Annotated in this window: 14 protein-coding genes and 1 pseudogene; 12 read left to right on the top strand and 3 right to left on the bottom strand. The window is 61.4% G+C overall.

Features of this window, described 5'->3' with window-relative positions:
* Window positions 1-2: 2 nt before the first annotated feature.
* A pseudogene (locus tag PSH91_RS26435) lies at window positions 3-960 on the bottom strand (GDP-mannose 4,6-dehydratase).
* Between the two features lie 9 nt (window positions 961-969).
* Window positions 970-1,884 (bottom strand): GDP-mannose 4,6-dehydratase, encoded by a 915-nt coding sequence (locus PSH91_RS26430; RefSeq protein WP_076383176.1) that lies wholly within the window; start codon window positions 1,882-1,884, stop codon window positions 970-972.
* Window positions 1,885-2,309: 425 nt separating this feature from the next.
* Here PSH91_RS26430 and PSH91_RS26425 point away from each other — a divergent pair, with 425 nt between their 5' ends.
* The 7 genes from PSH91_RS26425 (at window position 2,310) to PSH91_RS26395 (ending at window position 11,432) form a co-directional block, all read left to right on the top strand.
* Window positions 2,310-3,905 carry a glycosyltransferase gene (locus PSH91_RS26425; protein WP_047226667.1) on the top strand — a complete coding sequence of 532 codons (1,596 nt, stop codon included), beginning with the start codon at window positions 2,310-2,312 and terminating at the stop codon, window positions 3,903-3,905.
* Window positions 3,899-5,191 carry a glycosyltransferase gene (locus PSH91_RS26420; protein WP_047226668.1) on the top strand — a complete coding sequence of 431 codons (1,293 nt, stop codon included), beginning with the start codon at window positions 3,899-3,901 and terminating at the stop codon, window positions 5,189-5,191. Before PSH91_RS26425 ends, PSH91_RS26420 begins: the two co-directional genes overlap by 7 nt.
* Window positions 5,188-6,063, top strand: coding sequence for a bifunctional 2-polyprenyl-6-hydroxyphenol methylase/3-demethylubiquinol 3-O-methyltransferase UbiG (locus PSH91_RS26415; protein WP_047226669.1), 876 nt, complete (start codon window positions 5,188-5,190; stop codon window positions 6,061-6,063). The genes PSH91_RS26420 and PSH91_RS26415 overlap by 4 nt, the downstream gene beginning before the upstream one ends.
* Window positions 6,060-7,214, top strand: coding sequence for an acyltransferase (locus PSH91_RS26410; RefSeq protein ID WP_139048689.1), 1,155 nt, complete (start codon window positions 6,060-6,062; stop codon window positions 7,212-7,214). Before PSH91_RS26415 ends, PSH91_RS26410 begins: the two co-directional genes overlap by 4 nt.
* Complete coding sequence (locus PSH91_RS26405) at window positions 7,208-8,023, top strand: class I SAM-dependent methyltransferase (protein WP_047226671.1); 816 nt, start codon at window positions 7,208-7,210, stop codon at window positions 8,021-8,023. Before PSH91_RS26410 ends, PSH91_RS26405 begins: the two co-directional genes overlap by 7 nt.
* 78 nt (window positions 8,024-8,101) lie before the next feature.
* Window positions 8,102-9,295 (top strand): DUF3142 domain-containing protein, encoded by a 1,194-nt coding sequence (locus tag PSH91_RS26400; protein ID WP_305466974.1) that lies wholly within the window; start codon window positions 8,102-8,104, stop codon window positions 9,293-9,295.
* A complete protein-coding gene (locus tag PSH91_RS26395; protein WP_305466973.1) occupies window positions 9,282-11,432 on the top strand; it encodes a hypothetical protein in 2,151 nt (716 codons plus the stop codon). The genes PSH91_RS26400 and PSH91_RS26395 overlap by 14 nt, the downstream gene beginning before the upstream one ends.
* 68 nt (window positions 11,433-11,500) lie before the next feature.
* Here PSH91_RS26395 and lpdA read toward each other — a convergent pair whose 3' ends face one another.
* Complete coding sequence (lpdA, locus tag PSH91_RS26390) at window positions 11,501-12,901, bottom strand: dihydrolipoyl dehydrogenase (protein ID WP_305466972.1); 1,401 nt, start codon at window positions 12,899-12,901, stop codon at window positions 11,501-11,503.
* A gap of 166 nt (window positions 12,902-13,067) precedes the next feature.
* Here lpdA and hflK (PSH91_RS26385) point away from each other — a divergent pair, with 166 nt between their 5' ends.
* The 5 genes from hflK (PSH91_RS26385) to cfaB all read left to right on the top strand — a co-directional run bounded on the left by hflK (PSH91_RS26385) (window position 13,068) and on the right by cfaB (window position 20,392).
* The gene (hflK, locus tag PSH91_RS26385; RefSeq protein WP_305466971.1) at window positions 13,068-15,029 is read left to right on the top strand and encodes a protease modulator HflK; all 1,962 of its coding nucleotides are present in this window, start codon (window positions 13,068-13,070) and stop codon (window positions 15,027-15,029) included.
* Window positions 15,026-16,063 carry a protease modulator HflC gene (hflC, locus tag PSH91_RS26380; protein ID WP_305466970.1) on the top strand — a complete coding sequence of 346 codons (1,038 nt, stop codon included), beginning with the start codon at window positions 15,026-15,028 and terminating at the stop codon, window positions 16,061-16,063. The genes hflK (PSH91_RS26385) and hflC overlap by 4 nt, the downstream gene beginning before the upstream one ends.
* The gene (gene hflK / locus PSH91_RS26375; protein WP_173406377.1) at window positions 16,060-17,112 is read left to right on the top strand and encodes a protease modulator HflK; all 1,053 of its coding nucleotides are present in this window, start codon (window positions 16,060-16,062) and stop codon (window positions 17,110-17,112) included. The genes hflC and hflK (PSH91_RS26375) overlap by 4 nt, the downstream gene beginning before the upstream one ends.
* Entirely contained in the window at window positions 17,109-19,052 is a 1,944-nt protein-coding gene (locus PSH91_RS26370; protein ID WP_305466969.1) for a cation-translocating P-type ATPase, read from the top strand. Before hflK (PSH91_RS26375) ends, PSH91_RS26370 begins: the two co-directional genes overlap by 4 nt.
* A gap of 152 nt (window positions 19,053-19,204) precedes the next feature.
* The gene (cfaB, locus tag PSH91_RS26365; RefSeq protein ID WP_047226679.1) at window positions 19,205-20,392 is read left to right on the top strand and encodes a C17 cyclopropane fatty acid synthase CfaB; all 1,188 of its coding nucleotides are present in this window, start codon (window positions 19,205-19,207) and stop codon (window positions 20,390-20,392) included.
* The last annotated feature ends 3 nt before the right edge of the window (window positions 20,393-20,395 follow it).

Below are 20,395 nucleotides of genomic sequence, written 5' to 3'. Positions count from 1 at the left end.
GCCTACTCCTTGGCGACGCGTTTCATGTCCGCATCCATCATCATGCGAATCAGGGTGTCGAGGTCGGTCCGGGGTTTCCAGCCAAGAACCCGTTGGGCCTTGGCCGGGTTGCCGAGCAACACGTCCACCTCAGCCGGGCGGAAAAACGCCGGGTCGATCTTCACGAAGTCACGGTAGTCCAGGCCCACATGCTCGAAGGCTATCCTGCACATCTCGCGCACAGTGGTGGTCACGCCTGTGGCAACCACGTAATCGTCGGGTTTGTCCTGTTGCAACATCAGCCACATGGCTTCGACATAATCGCCGGCAAAACCCCAGTCGCGCTTGGTGTCGATATTGCCCAGGCGTAACTCCTGCTGTTTGCCTTGCTTGATGCGCGCAGCGGCGTCGGTGACTTTGCGCGTCACGAATTCGATGCCGCGCAGGGGCGATTCATGATTGAAAAGAATGCCGCTGCTGGCGTGCAGACCGAAGCTTTCGCGGTAATTGACGGTGATCCAGTGGCCGTACAGTTTCGCCACGCCATAGGGGCTGCGTGGGTAGAACGGGGTGTGCTCATCCTGCTGCTCGGCCTGGATAAGGCCAAACATTTCGCTGGTGGACGCTTGGTAGAAACGGGTTTGAGGGCTGAACTGGCGAATGCCTTCGAGCAGGTGGGTCACCCCCGAGGCCATCGACGATTCCCGTGGTCACCGGCTGGTTCCAGGAAGCGGCGACGAAACTCTGCGCGGCCAGGTTATACACCTCGTCCGGCGCTGACTTGATCACGGCGCGTTGTACCGAGCAGGCATCGGCCATGTCGCCGTCCAGGTAAACAATGTCGTTCTCGATCCCGGTCTCGCGCAGCCGCCAGCGCGAATCGCTGCTTCGCCGGGCCACCAGGCCATGGACTTTGTAACCCTTGTCGAGCAGTAACTTGGCCAGATACGCGCCGTCCTGGCCGGTGATCCCTGTGATCAATGCACTTTTTCATTCTTGTTGTACCCGTATCTCCCAGTCGGACAGGATCGCCCGCAAGGATTGTTGTGTTGTTGTTTCAGGCGTCCATCCCGTGGCCTGGCGTAGCTTGGCAGGGCTACCGCAGACGCGACGCTGTTCTGCGCGGCGAAGACGCGCAGGGTCCTGGATCAATTGCACATCGACCTGGGCGATGTCGCCCAATTGTTCGATCAGGCTGCGAATGCTTTGCTCGTGACCCGAGCAGATGTTGTAGGTCTGCCCCGGCGCGCCGTGATCCAGCAACGCCAGGTAGGCTGAAATCACATCGCCTACGTCAAGAAAGTCGCGGGTGACATCGATATCGCCCACTTGCAACTGGGCCGATTGCAGGCCCAGCTTGATGCGGCTGATCTGCCGGGCCGCGCTGGCGATGACGAAGCTGTCTTTCTGACCGGTGCCGATGTGGTTGAAAGGGCGGGCTACCAGTACCGGCCAGCCTTCGCTCATGCCCCATTGCAGGCTCAGCAGTTCGGCTGACAGCTTGCTGACGGCATAGGGGTTGCGCGGGGCAGGGGCGTGCAGTTCGGTAATGGGGAGCTGGGTTTCATTGACCTGGCCATACACATCACCAGAGCTGACATACAGAAATGTTCCGGTGAACCCCCGGGCCTTGAGGGCCTGGAGAAGATTCAAGGTGCCAAGCAGGTTGATTTGCAGGGTGCGGGCCGGATCGCGAAAGGCTTCGGGAACGAATGTCTGGCCTGCCAGGTGGATCACGGCATCGGGGATCTCGGGCCAGAGACCTTCCAGGGATCTACCGTCTGTCAGGTCATAACGGCTTGGGACGGACATCACCTGCCAACTGGAATTGGGGGCATCCAGGCGAGATTTGATGTGGCGTCCTACGAAACCGCCGAGGCCTGTTACGAACAGACGTTTTTTCAAGCACCAGCCCTCTCGATGCAAACTTCGTCTGGTGCGGATCTGAGTAGGATATTTCCGTAAGTTCGGAGAAACCCAGTTGAAAGTCAGCCCAGATGAAGCGTTTGTTGTAGTTGTTTGGTTGCCAATCTGTGCCAATTTCGAAGCAATTTCAACCATGTAAATCGTGACCGGTCAGTTCTCATATTTATAGCCGGTTTATTCTCATTCGCCTGTTCACGAACCCTTGGTTGATGTGGTTAGAATGCCCCTTGTCACGATCCCTGCGAGGTCGATTTCAAGTCGAACCACGGGGCAAGGGCCACTAAAAACAAGAACGAGACGGGTACGCAGACAATCGACGAGCAACGGCCTCCTGGCCGGGCCGGTTCGTGAGTCGACCGTCATGAGGTGGAGTCGCCGGGATGGCCGCTCCATGATGGGATGCCATGAATTTCATTCTTTACTCGGACGTAAACGATCACTCCATCAGCCAGAGCCTCGGCCGCCCTGAGTACAGTTATTACTTCGTGCTCAAGGCTTATCGCCCCGTGCTGGAAAGCCTGGGCCGGGTGCATGTGGTGTCATCGGTCGCCGAGGTCGATCCGCTCTATCAAACGTTGCAGCAGGCGGGGCAGGACTGTCTGTTTCTCTCGTTTTCACCTCCCCACAAGACGCCCGTCGATCTGTTGTGCCCCATGGTCTGCGTGGTGGCCTGGGAGTTCGACTCGATCCCGGCCGAGCACTGGGATGACGACCTGCGCCATGACTGGAGCCGCACGCTGGCGCGCCATGGCCGGGTGATTACCCTGTCCAGCCACACGGCCGAGGCGATCCGTCGTACGTTGGGCGAGGATTTCCCGGTGCTGGTCTTGCCCACGCCGCTGTGGGAACGCTTCGCTGCGGTTCGTGAGCAATATCCCATCACACCGGTCAATCCGGGCACGCTCTTGCAGATCAAGGGCTGCATCATCGACAGCCGCCCCCTTGGGCTGTCGGCAGATGGCTTGATCGCTCCGCTTGCCGAAGGGGCATCGGGGAGGGCATCCAGCGAACCTACGGCCCTGACGTGGCGGCGCCGCGCTTTCATCTCCCGGCATTACCTGCGCGAAGTGCTGCGCGCCTTGACCGCAAAGGCTACCCAAGGGCCGTTGTGGCTGATCAAGCACAATCTGTTGTGCTGGTATCGCGAAGCGGTTCGCGACCTGGTGCCAGTGCCGGTGCGCATTTTGGTGAGCCGACTGATGAGAGGCCCGACGCGGCCTGTGCCAGGTGTCGTCGAGTCCACTCCAGAGTCGGCGTCACCGGAACATCCCCAAGCGGTGCTGCCGGATACCCATCGGGTGGTGGAAACCCAAGTCAGCGGGGTGGTCTATGTCAGCGTGTTCAACCCCGATGACGGTCGCAAGAACTGGCATCACTTGATCACGGCATTTTGTTGGGCGCTGCGGGACGTCGAGGACGCCACGCTGGTGCTGAAAATGACCCAGAACGACCTGTCGACCTACTACGTCGAGTTGCTCACGCTGCTGTCCCAGCTATCGCCGTTCAGCTGTCGGGTAGTGGTGATGCATGGCTATCTGGAGGACGAGCAATTCGCCCGGTTGTACGGTGCGGCGAGTTTTTACGTCAATGCTTCGCGCTGCGAAGGCTTGTGCCTGCCGCTGATGGAGTTCATGTCTTGCGCGCGCCCGGCCATCGCTCCGGACCACACGGCGATGCGTGACTACATCGATAGCGAGGTGGCCTTTATCGTCAAATCCAGCCATGAACCCACCATCTGGCCGGAAGATTCGCGCATTTTGTACCGCACCCTGCGCCATCGGCCCGACTGGGGATCGCTGAAACTTGCTTACCAACAGAGCTACGCCATGGCCCGGCATCAGCCGCAGGCCTACCAGGCCATGGCGGTGGCGGCGAATGAGCGCATGCGTCGCTATTGCGGTTTTACCCCGGTGCAGCAGCGCCTGGTGGATTTCCTGGCCCCGCAAGGCCGTGCCGAGAATGCGCCGCTGCTGGCCCAGGTGGGCTCCACATCATGCTGATCATCGTTTATTCGGAAACCAATCAGAGCAACATTCTGGCGAACCTCGGCAAACCCGAATACAGCTATTACTTCGTGCTCAAGGAGTTTCGCCCGGTACTGGAGCGGCTGGGGCGTGTCATTGAAGTGACCCGGCCGGAAGAAGAAGTCGATCAGCTATATGCCGATTGCCTGGGGCGCGGCGAGGATTGTGTCTTCCTGTCCTTTTCCCCACCCCATCGCACAGATGCCCACTACGCCTGCCCGACGATTCCCGTCTTCGCCTGGGAGTTCAGCACCATCCCAACCGAAAGCTGGCAGGGTGAGCCGCGGCACGACTGGCGAGTGGTCCTTGGCGCGACCGGTATGGCGATTACCCATTCCAGCTTCACCGTCCACGCCGTGCGGGAGGTAATGGGGGCGGACTTCCCCATCGTTGCCATTGCCGCTCCGGTATGGGACCGGTTTTACGCGCGCGGTGCGGTGCTGGCCCAGCGACCGACGGTCGATCACATGCGCCTGCAGTTGCGCGGGCTGTTGATCGACAGCCGCACCGTCGACCTGCGGCCCTACGGTCCGCCAGCGCACCAGGCCGGTACGGCGCTGGTTTTTGATGCGCCGGCCCAGGATTGCGAGCTGCTTCTGGACGGAGTGGTGTATACGTCGGTCTTCAACCCTTACGATGGACGCAAGAACTGGAAGGACATGATAAGCGCATTTTGCGCGACGTTCCGCGACGTTCCTGACGCAACGCTGGTACTCAAGCTGACCCACCACGACGTCACCGCCGCTCTCAACGACATGCTGCACCATGTCTACAAGAACCAGTCATACCGTTGCCGCATCGTGCTGATCCACGGTTACCTGGCGGACGCGGACTACGAGCGGTTGGTGGAGGCCACTCGCTATGTGGTCAACTGCTCTTACGGCGAAGGCCAATGCTTGCCCCTGATGGAGTTCATGTCCTGCGGCCGGCCGGCGATTGCACCCGTGAACACGGCGATGGCCGATTACATCGACCACGACAATGCCTTCGTCGTCGAGTGCACCGAGGAACTGACTGCCTGGCCCCACGACCCGCGTGCAGCGTTTCGAACCCTGCGCTATGTCACCGATTGGGACTCGCTGTGCTCGGCCTATCGCGCCAGCTACGACGTGGCAAAAAACGACCCTGAGCGTTATCGCCGCATGTCGGCCCATGCCGTGCGCAGTCTGGAAACGTTCTGCAGCCAGGCCAACGCCGAGCAGCGTCTGCGGGTGTTTTTTGAACAGGTATTGGAGCGTCGCCGGAACGCGCAGCAGCCATGATCGGGCGGTTGCTGGCGTGGCTCAGGCCGCCCGTCGTACCTGCCGTGTCGCCATCGACTGGCGCCGTGTCGCCCCGTGACGTGGGCCTCTACGATGCAATGCTCGACGGCTGGTTTCTCAACGACAGCGGCGAGCTGCTCAAAGGCTTTGCTATCACCGCCCAGGACACCTTGTTGGACGTTGGTTGCGGGGAGGGCGTGGCGACCTTGTTTGCAGTACGCCAAGGCGCTTCAGTGATTTTTACCGACAGCGAGCACGACAAGGTGCGCAGCCTGGCCCGTCAGGTCGAGGCCCAGACCCGCGCGCCGTTTCTGGGTCTGGTCAGCAATAGCCTGCCGCTGCCGCTGGCCGATGGTTGCGCTGACAAAATCGTGTGCATGGAAGTGCTCGAGCATGTCGACCAACCCGAGCCGTTCTTGGCTGAACTGGTGCGCATGGGCCGGCCAGGGGCGCAGTACCTGCTCAGCGTGCCGGCCCCGGTGGGCGAGCATTTACAGCAGGGCATCGCACCGCCGGGTTACTTCCAGTCTCCCAACCATGTGCAGATTTTCAGTGCCGAACGATTCGCTGCATTGGTGGAGGACGCGGGGCTGGTCATCGAGCATCGCCAGGCCAGCGGCTTTTTCTGGGTCATGGGCATGATTTTTTTCTGGGCCAGCGAACGCGCGGCCGGACGAGCCCTCGAGGGGGCGGTGCGTGACCGGATCCAGGCGCCTTATCCGCCGCTGATGGAGAGCTGGGCGAGTCTCTGGCAGGGCGTGCTGACACGACCCGATGGCCTGGCGATCAAGCAGGTCCTCGATCAATTCATGCCCAAGAGCCAAGTCATCATTGCCCGCAAACCTGATCCTGCCACCCGGAGCTCAGCATGAGCAGCAAGCGAATCATGGACATCGAGTTGTTGCGCGCCGTTGCGGTGATGGGTGTGCTGTTCCATCACGTACAAGGCATGCCGTTTCCCGGCGGATGGCCGCGTCTGTCGGCTCTTTCCGGTAGCTTCCAACTATGGTGGGGCGTGGATCTGTTCTTCGCGATATCGGGCTTTGTCATTGGCCGCAGTCTGATCCCGCAACTGCGCGGTTGTGACAATTCTCGGCAGTTCTGGGCCACCGCCCGCGAATTCTGGATTCGCCGGGCGTTTCGCCTGCTGCCGTCGGCGTGGCTCTGGTTGCTGCTGATGCTGCTGGCTGCGTTGTTTTTTAATCGTTCCGGTGCGTTTGGCAGTGTGCAAGCCAACGTACAGGCGACCCTGGCCGGTTTTCTGCAATTCGCCAATTTGCGTTTTGCTGATGCATTCATGCGGTATGAATATGGTGCGAGCTTTGTTTACTGGACGCTCTCGCTGGAAGAGCAGTTCTATTTGATTCTGCCGCTGCTGGTGTTCGTCTCGCGCCGGTATCTGGTCTGGGTGTTGCTGGCGGTGGTGCTGGTACAGTTTTTCACCTGGCGTGCGGTATGGCTCTCGGTGATCCGCACCGACGCCCTGGCCCTCGGCGTGCTGCTGTCGATCTGGAGCTTGCGGCACGGGTACGGGCGGTTCGAGCCCAAGTGGCTGCGCTGGCCCGGAGCGGGGATGTTGCTGATCGTCGTTTTGGGGGGCGTGATGGCGTGGATTGCCACTGAACACTTCAATCTGTCGTTCTACCGTCTTGGGGTCATCGCGCTGCTCAGTGCCGTGCTGGTATGGGTGGCCTCCTATGACCGGGACTATCTCCTGCCCCGCAGCCCTTTGAAAACCGCGTTGACCTGGGTTGGCAGCCGCTCCTACGGGATTTATCTGATCCACATCCCGGTGTTTTTCCTGCTGCGCGAGCTGTGGTTTCGTTTCGCCCCGTTGGGGTCGCCGGACGTGGCGAGTGATCCCTGGCTGGCCCTTGCCTGTGCCTTGACGCTGATCGGGCTGTTGAGCGAACTCAACTACCGGATGGTTGAAATGCCCATGCGCCAGCGCGGAGCTCAACTGGTTGAACGCCTGCGTGCCGCCCGTCCCGTCCTTCCCGTCTCTGGAGCCCCTTCATGCTGAGCCTTTTGAAGAAACTCACCACGGGTACGCCCGCGCCCGCAACACCAGCGGCCGACAAGGTCGATCCCTATATGCTCGGGCTGCACGATGCGATGCTCAGCGGCTGGTTCAATCAGCAAACCGGAGAGCTGTTCAGCGGTTTCCCGGTTGCGCCTGAGGACATATTGCTGGACGTTGGCTGCGGCGACGGTGGCAACGTGCATTTTTGTGGCATGCGCGGGGCGAAGATCATCATCGCCGACATCGACGCGGCCAAGGTCGAGGCCACCCGCCAGCGCTTGAGCGACACTCCGGCGCGTGACGTCGAATGCCATGTGACCGACTGCAACCCGCTGCCCATTGCCGATGGTACGGTCACCCGCGTGGTGTCCACGGAAGTCATTGAGCATGTCGACGACCCGGCGCAGTTTCTCGCCGAGCTGGTCCGGGTCGGCCGGCCCGGCGCGCTGTACCTGTTGAGCGTGCCGCACCCCAGCTCCGAAGATCTGCAAAAAGACATCGCCGCGCCGGAGTATTTCCAGAAGCCCAACCACATTCGCATCATCAGTGAAGAGCAGTTCAAGGCGATGGTCAGCGAGGCCGGGCTGGAGGTGTTGAGCCACAGCCAGTACGGTTTCTACTGGTCGATGTGGATGCTGTTGTTCTGGGAAGCGAAAGTCGATTTCAGCAATGCCGACCACCCGTTGCTCAACCATTGGGCCGACACCTGGCAAGCGGTGCTCAATTCGCCACGCGGCGCGCAGATCAAGCAGGCGCTGGACGCGGTGGTGGCCAAGAGTCAGGTGATTATTGCGCGTAAGCCTGGATGACAGGGACTGAGGATGAATTCATTTGTGGCTGGCGCGGGAGGGGTTAATCTGCCAGCCTTTTTTGGGTGCTGAAACTCCATGGCTTTTCTTTTCCGGCTATCGCTGATCCTTGCCGCAGTGCTGTTAAGCGGCTGTGAACAGTCCCCGCCACCGGGTCTCGATCAACAACTCTATGTCTGGCAGCGCCAGTGGACGCCGGCTCACGTGCCGGCGCTGCAACAAAGCCACAGGGATTTTTCCAGCCTGCGCATTCTTGCCTTGCAGGCCTTTCCCCAGGCCGGCTGGAGCCGCGCGCGGATCGATGCGCAACTGCTCAAGGCTGACGGTCGACCGCTGATCGCAGTGATACGCCTGGACGGTCAGCTCAAATTTCTGGATCAGGACGATGTGATCGCGCAGATCCAGCAGCTGCTGAGCGACTGGCAAGCGCAAGGCCTGGCCCCAGTAGGGATCGAGATCGACCACGACGCCGGTAGTGCGCGACTGCCTGCCTATGGCGCATTTTTGAACCGCTTGCGGCAAGCCCTGCCCGCCACGCTGGGGCTGAGCATCACGGCATTACCTGCCTGGCTCGACAGCCCTGCGTTGCCAGGGCTGCTGCGGACGGTGGACAGCAGCGTGTTGCAGGTCCATGCGGTCAGTGATCCCCGGCAGGGGCTGTTCGACCCGAAACAGGCTTTGCGCTGGGCCGAACGCTGGAGCGGTGTTACCACGCGACCGTTCTATCTGGCCCTGCCAGCCTACGGCATGGCGCTGTTGACTCAGGACAGTGGTGTGCCGGTGGTTGAAAGTGAAGTGCCGATCGATCAAGGCGGCGAACGTCGTGAGCTGCTGGCCGACCCGCAGCAAGTGGCCGGGCTGGTGACAGAACTGCGGGCCGACCCGCCGACACATCTGGCCGGGCTGATCTGGTTTCGCCTGCCGCTGGCGGATGACCGACGTGCCTGGAGTTTGACCACCCTCGGTGCCGTTGCGCGGGGAGACCGCCTGGATAGTCGCCTGGCCTTGCGTGTGCGTGAACAGGACGGGCTTTACGATATTGAGTTGGTTAACCAGGGCAATCTCGACAGCCCCTGGCCCCAACGCCTGACCTTGGTCGTTGGCGCCTGCGACGGTGCCGATGCGCTGGCGGGGTACACGTTGCAACAAACTCCCGGACTGCTTACCTTCACCCGCATTCAGGAAGGCCGCCTGGCCGCCGGCGCCCAGCGTGCCGTTGGCTGGGCGCGCTGTACGAAAATTGACCAAGGAGGTTTCAATGTTCACCCGTAAGTGGCCCAGTCGTCTGCTCTGTCTGAGCCTCAGCCTGCCGTTGGGCCAGGTGCTGGCCTGCGGACCGGATTTCCCGATGCGCCTGCTGGATAACCGCAGCCAATCGCTGGCGGATCTGCCCGAAGGCAGCTTTCGCTTCGAGATCAGTCGCCTCGGCCACGCCATAGCCGGGCTCAAGTCGGCCTCCGATGCGACGGCCAACCCGGATCAGCGTTATGGTGATGTGCCTGCCTACGTCGAACAACGCAACAAGGCCGAACGGCTTGGCCTGACCCCGCCGCAGCAAGCGGTGGTGGAGCGGGTGCGGGCGCTGACCGACGTTCAGCAGGTCACCACCGAAGCGGCGAATCTGCCTGCCGAACTGCGGCTGTACGCGATCGGCGCGGCAGCCTTCAACGCCGGCGAGCATGCGCTGGCGGTCGATTCGTTCCGTCAGTTGCTCGCGTTGCCATCGCACGAGCGCCGGTTGCGCAGCACATGGGCCGCGTATTCCCTGGGACGAGCCTTGTTCGCCATGAGCAGCGAGGCGGGCAACGGTGAACCGGCCGTATTGCTGGAGCAGGCTCAAGAGGCGTTCCGTCAGGCTCGTCAGTTGAGCATCAGTGGCTTCAGTGACCCGTTGGAGTTGGGTGTCGCCAGCCTCGGCGAAGAAGCCCGGGTTGCCTACACCCGTGACGATTGGAACAGTGCCATTGAACTCTACGCCAGCCAGAACCTGCTGGGCTCCGAGGTCGGCTACAGTTCGTTGAAACAATTGGTCGGTGACCTGAGCGAGCTGCCGGACGAGCAGTTGATGCGCCAGCTCAAAGGCAAAGCAGTGCAGCAACTGCTCACCGCTTCGTTGCTCAGCCGTATCGGTTGGTCATTCGGTGAGCAACCGGCCGGCGAGAAGCGGCTGGTCAAGTTGCTGCAAGCCAGCACCCGTGACAGCCTCGATAATGCCGACCGTCTGGCGGCGGTGAACTATCAGCAAGGCGATTATGCCGCCGCCAAGGCGTTCCTGGAAAAGGCCGGGGATAGCGGGCTGGCCTGGTGGCTGCGGGCCAAACTGGCGGTGCGCGAGGGTGACAAAGGCGCCGCGGCGGCGGCCTATGCCAAAGCCGCCCAGGCGTTTCCCAAAGACGAGTCGTGGGGCGAGCGACGCACGCCGGATTGGAATTACGAGTCCGTGCAACCCAAGTGCCGGGTCGAAGGCGAAAGCGCGATCCTGGCCTTGCAACGGGGCGATTACCTTCAAGCCTTCGATCAGCTCTACCGTAGCCAGAGCATTTATTGGTATGACGCCGCTACGGTCGCTGAGCGGGTGCTGACCGTCGACGAACTCAAGCAGTACGTCGATGCTCAAGTCCCGGCGGTGCCGCCGTTGAGCCAGCAGGATCGCGACAATTACGTGCAACTGCCGGTGGCCGCGAACCTGCGCAATCTGCTGGGGCGCCGCTTGCTGCGAGAAGGACGCTACGACGAGGCGCCGGACTACTTCGACAACGTCGAGCTACAGAACCAGGCCCGAGCGTATGGGCAGTTGCGCCAGGAGGCCGAGTCCAGGTGGTGGCCCACTCGACGGGCCGAGGCGTATTTCAATGCATCCTGGTTCGCGCGTACCCACGGTATGGAACTGCTCGGTTACGAGATGGCGCCGGACTACGCCACCTTTGGCGGCAACTATAGCCTTGAACCCGCCGACCTGAAGGTTGGACCGCTGATCAGCGAAGGCGAGTGGCAACGCCAGCAGGCCAGCGCCGCGCAACCGGACGCGCGTTATCATTACCGTTTTGTCGCCACGGCGTTGGCGAGCCAGGCGGCCGACAACCTGCCCCATACCAGCCATGCGTTTGCGGCGGTGCTGTGCGCCGCGGTGGGGTACAACTCCAACCTGGCGGAGCAACGTGCGTTGTATCAACGTTATGTGCAGCACGGCCCTTACGTGGAGTGGGCCTGGGATTTTGGCCGCCACTGCCCTTATCCTGATTTTCGTAACGCGGACAAACGCTACGTGACCCAGGCGCTGGAGCCGATTCGTTCGGTGTTGCGGCCCTATAAGGTTTGGCTGCAAATAGCCGGTGGCCTGCTGGTGGTGGCGCTGGGGCTGGGATTGATCAGCCGTCGCCAGCGCAAGGCCCGGATTTCGGCTCGTTAAGCTTTGTAGACATCCAGATACGCGGGGAGCAAGCCTTGCTCCCCGCGTGTTGTGGATAAGTTCACGCATTACATCTGTGTCGCCATCCCTTCCACATTCATCGCCGCCTGGCGCAAGGCTTCCGAGCGGGTAGGGTGCGGATGGCAAGTCAGCGCGATGTCCTGGGCTGAGGCGCTGAACTCCATGGCGACGCAGTATTCCCCGATCATCTCGCTGACGCTCGGCCCCACCAGGTGTACGCCGAGGATTTCATCGGTCCGTTCATCGGCCAGTACTTTGGCGAAACCTTCGGTCTCGTGGTTGATCTTCGCCCGGCTGTTGGCCGTGAACGGAAACTTCCCGACCTTGTAGGCGCGGCCTTCAGCCTTGAGCTGTTCTTCGGTCTTGCCGACGCTGGCCAGTTCTGGACGGGTGTAGATAACGTTGGGGATCAGGTCATAGTTGACCTCGCCGGCCTTGCCGACGATCTGTTCGATGCAGGCCATGGCCTCGTCTTCCGCCTTGTGGGCCAGCATCGGACCGGATGTCACGTCGCCGATCACCCACACGCCGGGCGCTTCGGTGCGGTGGCCCTTGTTGGCGAGCAGGCCGCGTTTGTCGGTGCTGAGGCCGACGTTCTCAAGCCCCAGCCCCTGGGTATACGGCCGACGGCCAATGGCGACCAGCACATAATCTGCATCCAAGAGCTGCGTCTCGCCGCCCGCTGCAGGCTCAACCTGCAATTGCACGCCGCTGGCCGAAGACGTGGCGCCGGTGACTTTGGAACTCAGTTTGAACTGGATGCCTTGTTGGCCCAGGGCCCGTTGCAAGGTCTTGCCGGCCTCGCCATCCACGCCAGGACAGACGCGATCGAGGTATTCCACCACCGTGACCTCAGCGCCCAGGCGCCGCCAGACCGAACCCAATTCGAGGCCGATGACGCCTGCGCCGATCACCACCAGATGACGCGGCACTTCACTCAAGGACAATGCACCGGTGGAGTCGAGGATGCGCTGGTTATCGATCGCCACACCCGGCAGGGGAGTGGGCTCGGAACCGGTGGCGATGACGATGTCCTTGGCGCTCAGTGTGGTCTTGCCGCCGTCTTCACCAGTGACCGTCACTGTGCCGGGCCCGTCGATGTGGCCCCAGCCCTTGATCCATTCGACCTTGTTCTTGCGAAACAGGAACTCGATACCCTTGGTCAGGCCTGCCACGCTCTCGTCCTTCTGCTTCATCATTTGAGCGAGGTTGAGGGTGGGGCTGACTTCGATGCCCAGATTGGCGAATGGCGTTCCCATGGCCGCTTCGTACAGCTCCGAGGCGTGGAGCAATGCTTTGGAGGGCATGCAACCGACGTTCAGGCAGGTGCCGCCCAAGGTGGCTCGGCCCTCGACACAGGCGGCCTTCAAGCCCAACTGTCCGGCGCGAATCGCCGCGTTATACCCACCGGGGCCACCGCCCAGAATGATCACGTCGTAGTTGCTCATGGCGCTTCTCCCGCTCTGCTTGAGAAAAATTATGATCGTAATATGTGCGTTCTCGAATATCTCGGTCAAGGGCCAGGGTCGAGAATTTGCGAGAAGGTGCTCAAACATAAATTTCACAAGAGTCGTTATAAGGTAACGATATGTAACAGAGCCGCGTCGGGGTGGTATGCAAATCGATCTTGATGTCGAGGGGGTAGAGATAGCCCAGTTGCCGCGGTTCCAGCAGGCGCTCTTTCAGGGGCGTCGCTTGAGGCGGATCGCCTTCGGGTTGGGTGGCGTAGCGAGCCTGGGCCTGGTGGTGGCGTTTTTCATCGGGTTGTTCTCGCCGCAGTCGATGTGGCCGCCGCTGCTGGTCAGTCAAAGTGCCGGAGTATGGGTGCTGGTGGCGGGTCTGCAATCGGCCTGGTGGATCACCCAGTGGCGGGGCAGGGCGCTGATGCCGGTTATGGATATCCCGGTTTCTGAAACCCCGCCAGTGGATGACCATGGCTGGTATGAGCGCCTGCTGGATCGAATCAGTGTCCGTTGGATCGCCCTGCTCAAGCACATCGGCGGCCCCACGTTGTGGCTGCTCGGTTGGGCACTCCTGGTGCTGTTCAGTCTGGAGCAAACCTGGAACCTGGAATTACCTGCGACCGAGCTCGGCGTGTCGGCCAGTGTGGGAGCGGTGCTCTCTTTACTGCTGGCGTTCGGGTTGTTGGTGTTGGAGCGTCAGTGGGTCCAGCAATCCCCTCAGCAATGGCCGGAGGCCCAGGCGCTGGCTCAGCTGACCCGGGTGGCGATTGTCGTACTGGTGCTGGGCGCCTTGTGCGTGCTGTTCGCCGCACCAACGTCCATCTGGCCGGTGCGCCTGGCCGTGCTGATGGGGGTGCTGCCGGCTCTGGTGGCGGCGGAATTGTTACTGCGCGCATTGCTGTCGTTGTTCAGCCCGCGCCGGGATTCCCAAGAGCCATCATTGCTGGGCCGAAGTGTCATCGCCGAGTTGCTGCGCTGGCCACCACGGCCGTTGTCGGCGCTGCAACATGAGCTGCACAGTCATTTCGGGATCGACTTGCGTCAGATCTGGGCGTTCAGCTACATGCGTCGCGCCTTTTTGCCGGTGGTGGCGCTAGTGTCCTTGGTGGGGTGGCTGCTGACTGGTGTGCATGAGGTTCCGTTGCAAGGGCGGGGCATCTACGAGCGCTTTGGTAAACCGGTGGAAGTATTCAGCCCTGGCCTGCAAGTCGGCTTGCCGTGGCCGTTGGGCAGGGTGTTGAACGTCGAGAACGGCGTCGTGCATGAACTGGCCACCAGCGTCGGCGGCAACCGGATGGTTACCGAGGCTGATTCAGTGGAAGGACCGGCACCCGCGGCTGCCAATCGATTGTGGGACGCCAGTCATGTGAACGAAAAATCCCAAGTCATTGCCAGCCGCCGAGCCGACCAGCAGAGCTTCCAGATCGTCAACATGGACGTACGTTTTGTCTATCGCATCGGCCTCACCGACGCGGCGGCACTGGCGGCCACCTACAACAGTGCCGATGTGCCCGCGCTGATCGGCAGCACCGCCAGCCGCGTCCTGGTGCATGAGTTCGCCTCGCGGACGCTCGATGGTTTGCTGGGTGTCGATCGGATCAGTCTGGCGGATGAAATCGGCCGTGCAGTACAGGCTGACTTGCAGAGGCTCGACAGCGGTGTGGAAATTCTGGCAACGGTGGTCGAAGCGATTCATCCGCCGGCCGGCGCCGCCAATGCCTATCACGGCGTGCAAGCGGCGCAGATTGGCGCCCAGGCCCTGATCGCCCGGGAGCGTGGTGCCGCAGCGCAGCAGACTAACCAGGCGCAGTTGCAAGCCAGCATCATCCATGACCAGGCTCAAGCCACCGCCCGAGAAATCAATGCGACCGCCCAAGCCGCCGACTTGCGCTTCAACGCCGAACGCCAAGCCTACGCAACGGCTGGCCATGCTTTTGTGCTGGAGCAATATCTCAGCCAGCTAAGCCAGGGACTTGGCAATGCAAAGCTGCTGATTCTCGATCATCGCCTGGGGGCTGGGAGCAACGCGCCCACCCTCGATTTGCGTACGTTCACGCTGCCGGCGGATCCCGCCTCGCCGCCTAACCCGGTCCAGCCAGGAGCTGCCCATTGAGCCAGTCTTCTTCACATGATCACCATGATCATCCCGGTCACGCTCATGCCGGCCACCACCATCACCATGGGCATCATCACCATCATGACGATCCACATGTGGCCGGCCCGTTTCCTTGGGGCCGGATGGGCTGGGCGGCGCTGCTGGTGGCGTTTGCTATCGCTGCCGCCAGCCTGGTGCAAGTGCGCTCGGGAGAGGCGACGGTCATTACCCGTTTCGGCAATCCGGCGCGGGTGCTGCTGCAACCAGGTTTGAACTGGCACTGGCCGGCACCGTTCGAAGCGGCGATCCCGGTGGACCTGCGATTACGCACCACCTCCAGCGGGCTGCAGGACGTGGGTACCCGCGACGGATTGCGGATCATTGTTCAGGCCTACGTGGCGTGGCAGGTGCAGGGTGACCCGCAAAACGTTCAGCGCTTTATGCGTGCGGTGCAGAATCAACCGGATGAAGCTGCACGGCAGATTCGCACGTTCGTTGGTTCAGCCTTGGAAACCACCGCCGCCAGTTTTGATTTGGCCAGCCTGGTCAACACCGATGCCAGCCAAGTGCGCATCGCCGATTTTGAAGCTCAGTTGCGGCAGCAGATTGATCAACAATTGCTCAGCACCTACGGCGTTCGGGTGCTGCAAGTTGGCATCGAGCGCTTGACCTTACCGTCGGTGACGCTGACTGCGACGGTGGATCGCATGCGCGCTGAGCGTGAAACCATTGCTACTGAGCGCACCGCCATTGGTAAGCGTGAAGCGGCGCAGATTCGTTCTGCCGCAGAGCGTGATGCGAGGATTCTTCAGGCCGATGCAAAGGTGAAAGCGGCTGAGATCGAGGCGCAGTCCCGTGTTGAAGCTGCCGGGATCTATAGCAAGGCATACGCCGGGTCCCCCCAGCTCTACAACCTTCTGCGCTCGCTGGACACCTTGGGAACAATTGTTTCCCCGGGTACGAAACTGATTTTGCGCACCGACGCCGCACCGTTTCGCGCCTTGGTAGAGGGCCCACCATCCGTGGAACGTTTAGGTGGAACACGGCCATGAGTTTGGTTCCACGTGGAACAAATACCTCCGTCAGCCCCTGGATTCAGGCCGGACGGCTAGCCTTTCTGGCGCTCTATGCCGTCACGGTTTTAGCCGCGCTGGCCTGGGCATTTTCAAATGTGCGACAGATTGATCCGCAGAGTCGTGCAGTGATCCTGCGTTTCGGCGCCCTGGATCGAGTCCAGAATGCCGGCCTGTTGCTTGCTTGGCCTCGTCCGGTGGAACACGTGATCTTGCTGCCGGCGGCGGATCGGGTCCTGGAGCGGCGGGTGGAAAACCTGCTGCGTTCGGACGCGGCTCTGCAGGCTGACCGCGTCGCCAGTTTTGCCTCCCCGGTCAGCGATGCACTGGCCGGTTCTGGCTATCTATTGACCGGTGACGCGGGAGTGGTGCAGCTGGATGTGCGGGTGTTCTACAAAGTCAGCGAGCCCTATGCCTTCGTTGTACAGGGCGAGCATGTGTTGCCGGCGCTGGACCGGTTGGTCACCCGCAGCGCCATAAGCCTTACTGCAGCACGGGACCTGGATACGATTCTCGTGGCTCGTCCCGAATTGATCGGCCGCGATAACCAGGCGGCCGAACGTCGTGAACGCTTGCGCAGTGATCTGCTCCAGGGCATCAATCGACGCTTGGCCGATCTTGCCGCGACAGGGCAGGGGCTAGGGATTGAGGTGGTGCGCGTCGATGTGCAATCGAGCCTTCCGGGCCCTGCGGTGAGTGCGTTCAATGCGGTACTGACCGCTAGCCAGCAGGCAGACCAAGCCGTGGCGAACGCCCGCACCGAAGCCGAGAAACTGACCCAGACCGCCCGCGAGGACGCCGACCGTGCCCTTCAGATTGCCCATGCTCAGGCCAGTGAACGGCTCGCCAAAGCCTCGGCTGACACTGCTACGGTCCTCAGCCTGGCGAAGACTCAGGAGAGCGATCCTCAGATGTTGCTACGTCTTTATCGTGAACGTATCCCCGGGATTCTTCGCCAGGCCGGTTCAGTGACAACGGTCGATCCGCAAGACGATTCCCGCCTGATCATTCAGGGAGCTGAGCAATGAACGCCGAAACCCTCACCGCGCCCATGTTGTCTTCCAGTGAACAGCGTACGGTTGCGCGGCAACTGACGCTGGCGATGATTGCCCTCGGTCTGCTCGCGTTGGGTCTGGTATGGCGCGGATGGGCACCAGAGCAGAATGCTGTCAGTCAATTACTGTGGGGATTGGCCTCCGTGCTGGTGGCTGTACCGGTGATGCGTTCGGCCTGGTACAGCCTGCGATATCCGAGCCTGCATGGCGTCACCGATCAACTGATTGCCCTGGCCATGCTCGGCGCTTGGGCCACGGGGGATTTGCTGACGGCTGCGCTGTTGCCGATCATCATGACCTTTGGTCACGTGCTGGAGGAGCGCAGCGTCCTCGGTTCCCAGGAAGCCATCGATGCCCTCGCCCAACTGACCCGAAGCCAGGGGCGCAAGGTTCAGGCCGACGGCTCGATAATTGAAGTCGACAACGCCACGCTCCAACCCGGCGATGTGGTGGAGGTGCGCGCCGGTGATCGGGTGCCGGTGGATGGTCGGGTCCTGTCTGGCCAGGCCAGTCTCGACACCGCGCCCATTACGGGTGAATCGGTGCCGTTGGAGGCGCTGGTGGGCACTGAGGTCTTTGGGGGCGCGATCAACCTCGATGGCCTGCTACGCCTGGAAGTGACTCGCACGGGGGATGAGTCGACGCTGGGCAGAGTCATTGCCCTGATGCAAAACGCCGAGCGTTCCAAGCCGCCCATCACCCGGTTGCTTGAACGGTACGCCGCCAGCTATCTGGTGCTGGTGTTGCTGTTGGCGGCGGTGACCTGGTTCGTTACAAACGACGCCCAGGCGATGCTGGCGGTGTTGGTGGCAGCGTGTCCTTGCGCACTGGTCCTGTCAGCTCCGGCGACGGCGGTTGCCGGCATCGCAGTCGCGGCGCGTCATGGAATCCTGATCCGTAGTGCGGCCTTCCTGGAGGAACTGGCGGACCTGACCTCGCTGGTCGTCGACAAAACGGGCACGCTCACCCACGGCATCCTTCGCCTGCAATCCATCGACAGCGTCCGCGAGCATGAATCCTTTCTGCTGCCATTGGCCGCCAGCCTCGGTTCGGCCAGCAGCCATCCGGTCAGTCGTGCGTTGGCTGGGTTGGTGGCGCCGGAAAAATATCTGCCGCTGACCGAAATCCACGAACACCAAGGGTTGGGTGTGGTGGCGATGACCGACCAAGGTGAGGCGGCTCTTGGTCGGGCTGAGTTGTTCGCCCGGTTGGGGATCGAGACTTCGCCGATCCCTGACCATGACGGACCTATTGCCGGCCTGGCCTTGGGGGGAACGTTCATCGCCTGGCTGTTGTTGGCCGACAGCACCAAGCCGGAAGCGCGCCAGGCCATGGCTGAGCTGCGGGCGCTGGGCCTGGGGCGCCAGTTGTTGCTGACCGGGGACCGCCAGAGCGTAGCCAACAGACTGGCGTGGGAAATCGGTATTGGCGAAGTGCAGGCTCACGCTTTGCCTGAAGACAAACTTAAACGGGTCATGGCCGAGATCGACCACGGCTTGCGACCCATGGTGGTGGGGGATGGCATCAATGATTCCCTGGCGCTCAAGGCCGGAGTAGTGGGCATAGCGATGGGGGCGGGTGGCTCGGACATCGCGCTTGCGTCGGCGGACATTGTATTGATCGGCAGTGACCTGCGCCGCCTCGGCACCTGCGTGCGCCTGAGTCGTCGATGCAGGCGCACGTTGCAGGTCAACGTGATCATCGGGGTGGGCTGGACGCTGGCGATCATCGCTTTCGCCGCATTCGGTTGGCTTGGCGCGGCTGGGGCGATGATCGCGGCATTGCTGCATAACGTGAGCACGTTGCTGGTCTTGGGTAATGCCGGGCGTCTTTTGCGGTTTCAGGAACCGTTGTTGAAAATCGAGACCCTCGACCAAAGGGGAATTTCGGCGAACTGTAGGCCATACTCATAGTCAGCTACGCAGAGGGTGTACCCCTTCAGGGAGTTACTGGTTAGAACAGTAGATGTGGAAGGCGATAGAAAAAGGCTATAAATTCGATAGCCTGCTATTTTTCTAGGATGGTCTACCCTCATTTCAGTCGTCTGAAACAAGGGGGATATCTCATGCTCGCGCAACTTCCACCGGCCTTACAGAATCTGCATTTACCGCTTCGGCTGCGGCTCTGGGACGGCCATGAGTTTACGTTGGGTGCCGACCCCAGCGTCACGATCGTGGTCAAGGACCCACAAATGGTCGCGCAATTCACCCACCCCAGTCTGAACGCGCTGGGTGCGGCGTTTGTAGAAGGCAAGCTGGAACTCGAAGGTTCGATCAACGAAGTCATTCGCGTCTGTGATGAACTGAGTCAGGCGCTGATGGAAGACGATGGCGCGAATCAACCCGTGCGTTCAGTTCATGACAAGGAAACCGACGCCAAAGCGATTTCCTATCATTACGACCTTTCCAACGCGTTCTATCAGCTGTGGCTCGACAGCGACATGGCTTATTCCTGTGCCTATTTCGAGACCGGTAGCGAAACCCTCGAACAAGCCCAGCAAGCCAAATTCCGCCATCTGTGTCGCAAACTGCGTCTGCAACCCGGTGATTATCTGCTGGATGTGGGGTGCGGATGGGGTGGTTTGGCCCGTTACGCTGCCCGGGAATTCGGCGCCAGGGTCTTCGGCATTACCCTCAGCCAGGCGCAACTGACCCTCGCTCGGGAACGGGTCAAGGCGCAGGGGTTGGAGGATCAAGTGGAGTTGCAGTTGCTCGACTATCGGGACCTGCCCCAGGACGGTCGCTTCGACAAGGTGGTCAGCGTCGGCATGTTCGAGCATGTCGGTCATGCCAATCTCCAGCAGTACTGCAAAACGCTTTTCGGCGCGGTTCGCGAGGGTGGCTTGGTGATGAACCATGGCATCACCGCCAAGCACACTGATGGCCGCCCGGTCGGACGTGGCGCGGGCGAGTTCATTGAGAAGTATGTGTTCCCCAATGGCGAGCTGCCGCACCTGTCGATGATTTCCGCCCAGATCAGCGAAGCGGGGTTGGAGATTGTCGATGTGGAAAGCCTGCGCATGCATTACGCCCGCACGCTCGATCATTGGAGTGAGCGGCTGGAAGACAACCTTGAGGCCGCCGCCAAAGAAGTGCCGGAGCAAGCGCTGCGGATCTGGCGGCTTTATCTGGCCGGATGCGCCTACGCATTCGCCAAGGGGTGGATCAACCTGCACCAGATCCTGGCGGTGAAGACGCACGCCGATGGCAGCCATGAATTGCCCTGGACTCGCGACGACATCTATACCCCTTGATCA

Origin of the sequence: Pseudomonas sp. FP1154 (assembly GCF_030687245.1) — a bacterium.
Lineage (GTDB): Bacteria > Pseudomonadota > Gammaproteobacteria > Pseudomonadales > Pseudomonadaceae > Aquipseudomonas > Aquipseudomonas rhizophila.
The sequence above is the reverse complement of the archived record's forward strand: the minus strand, read 5'-3'. Positions and strand labels throughout refer to the sequence as shown.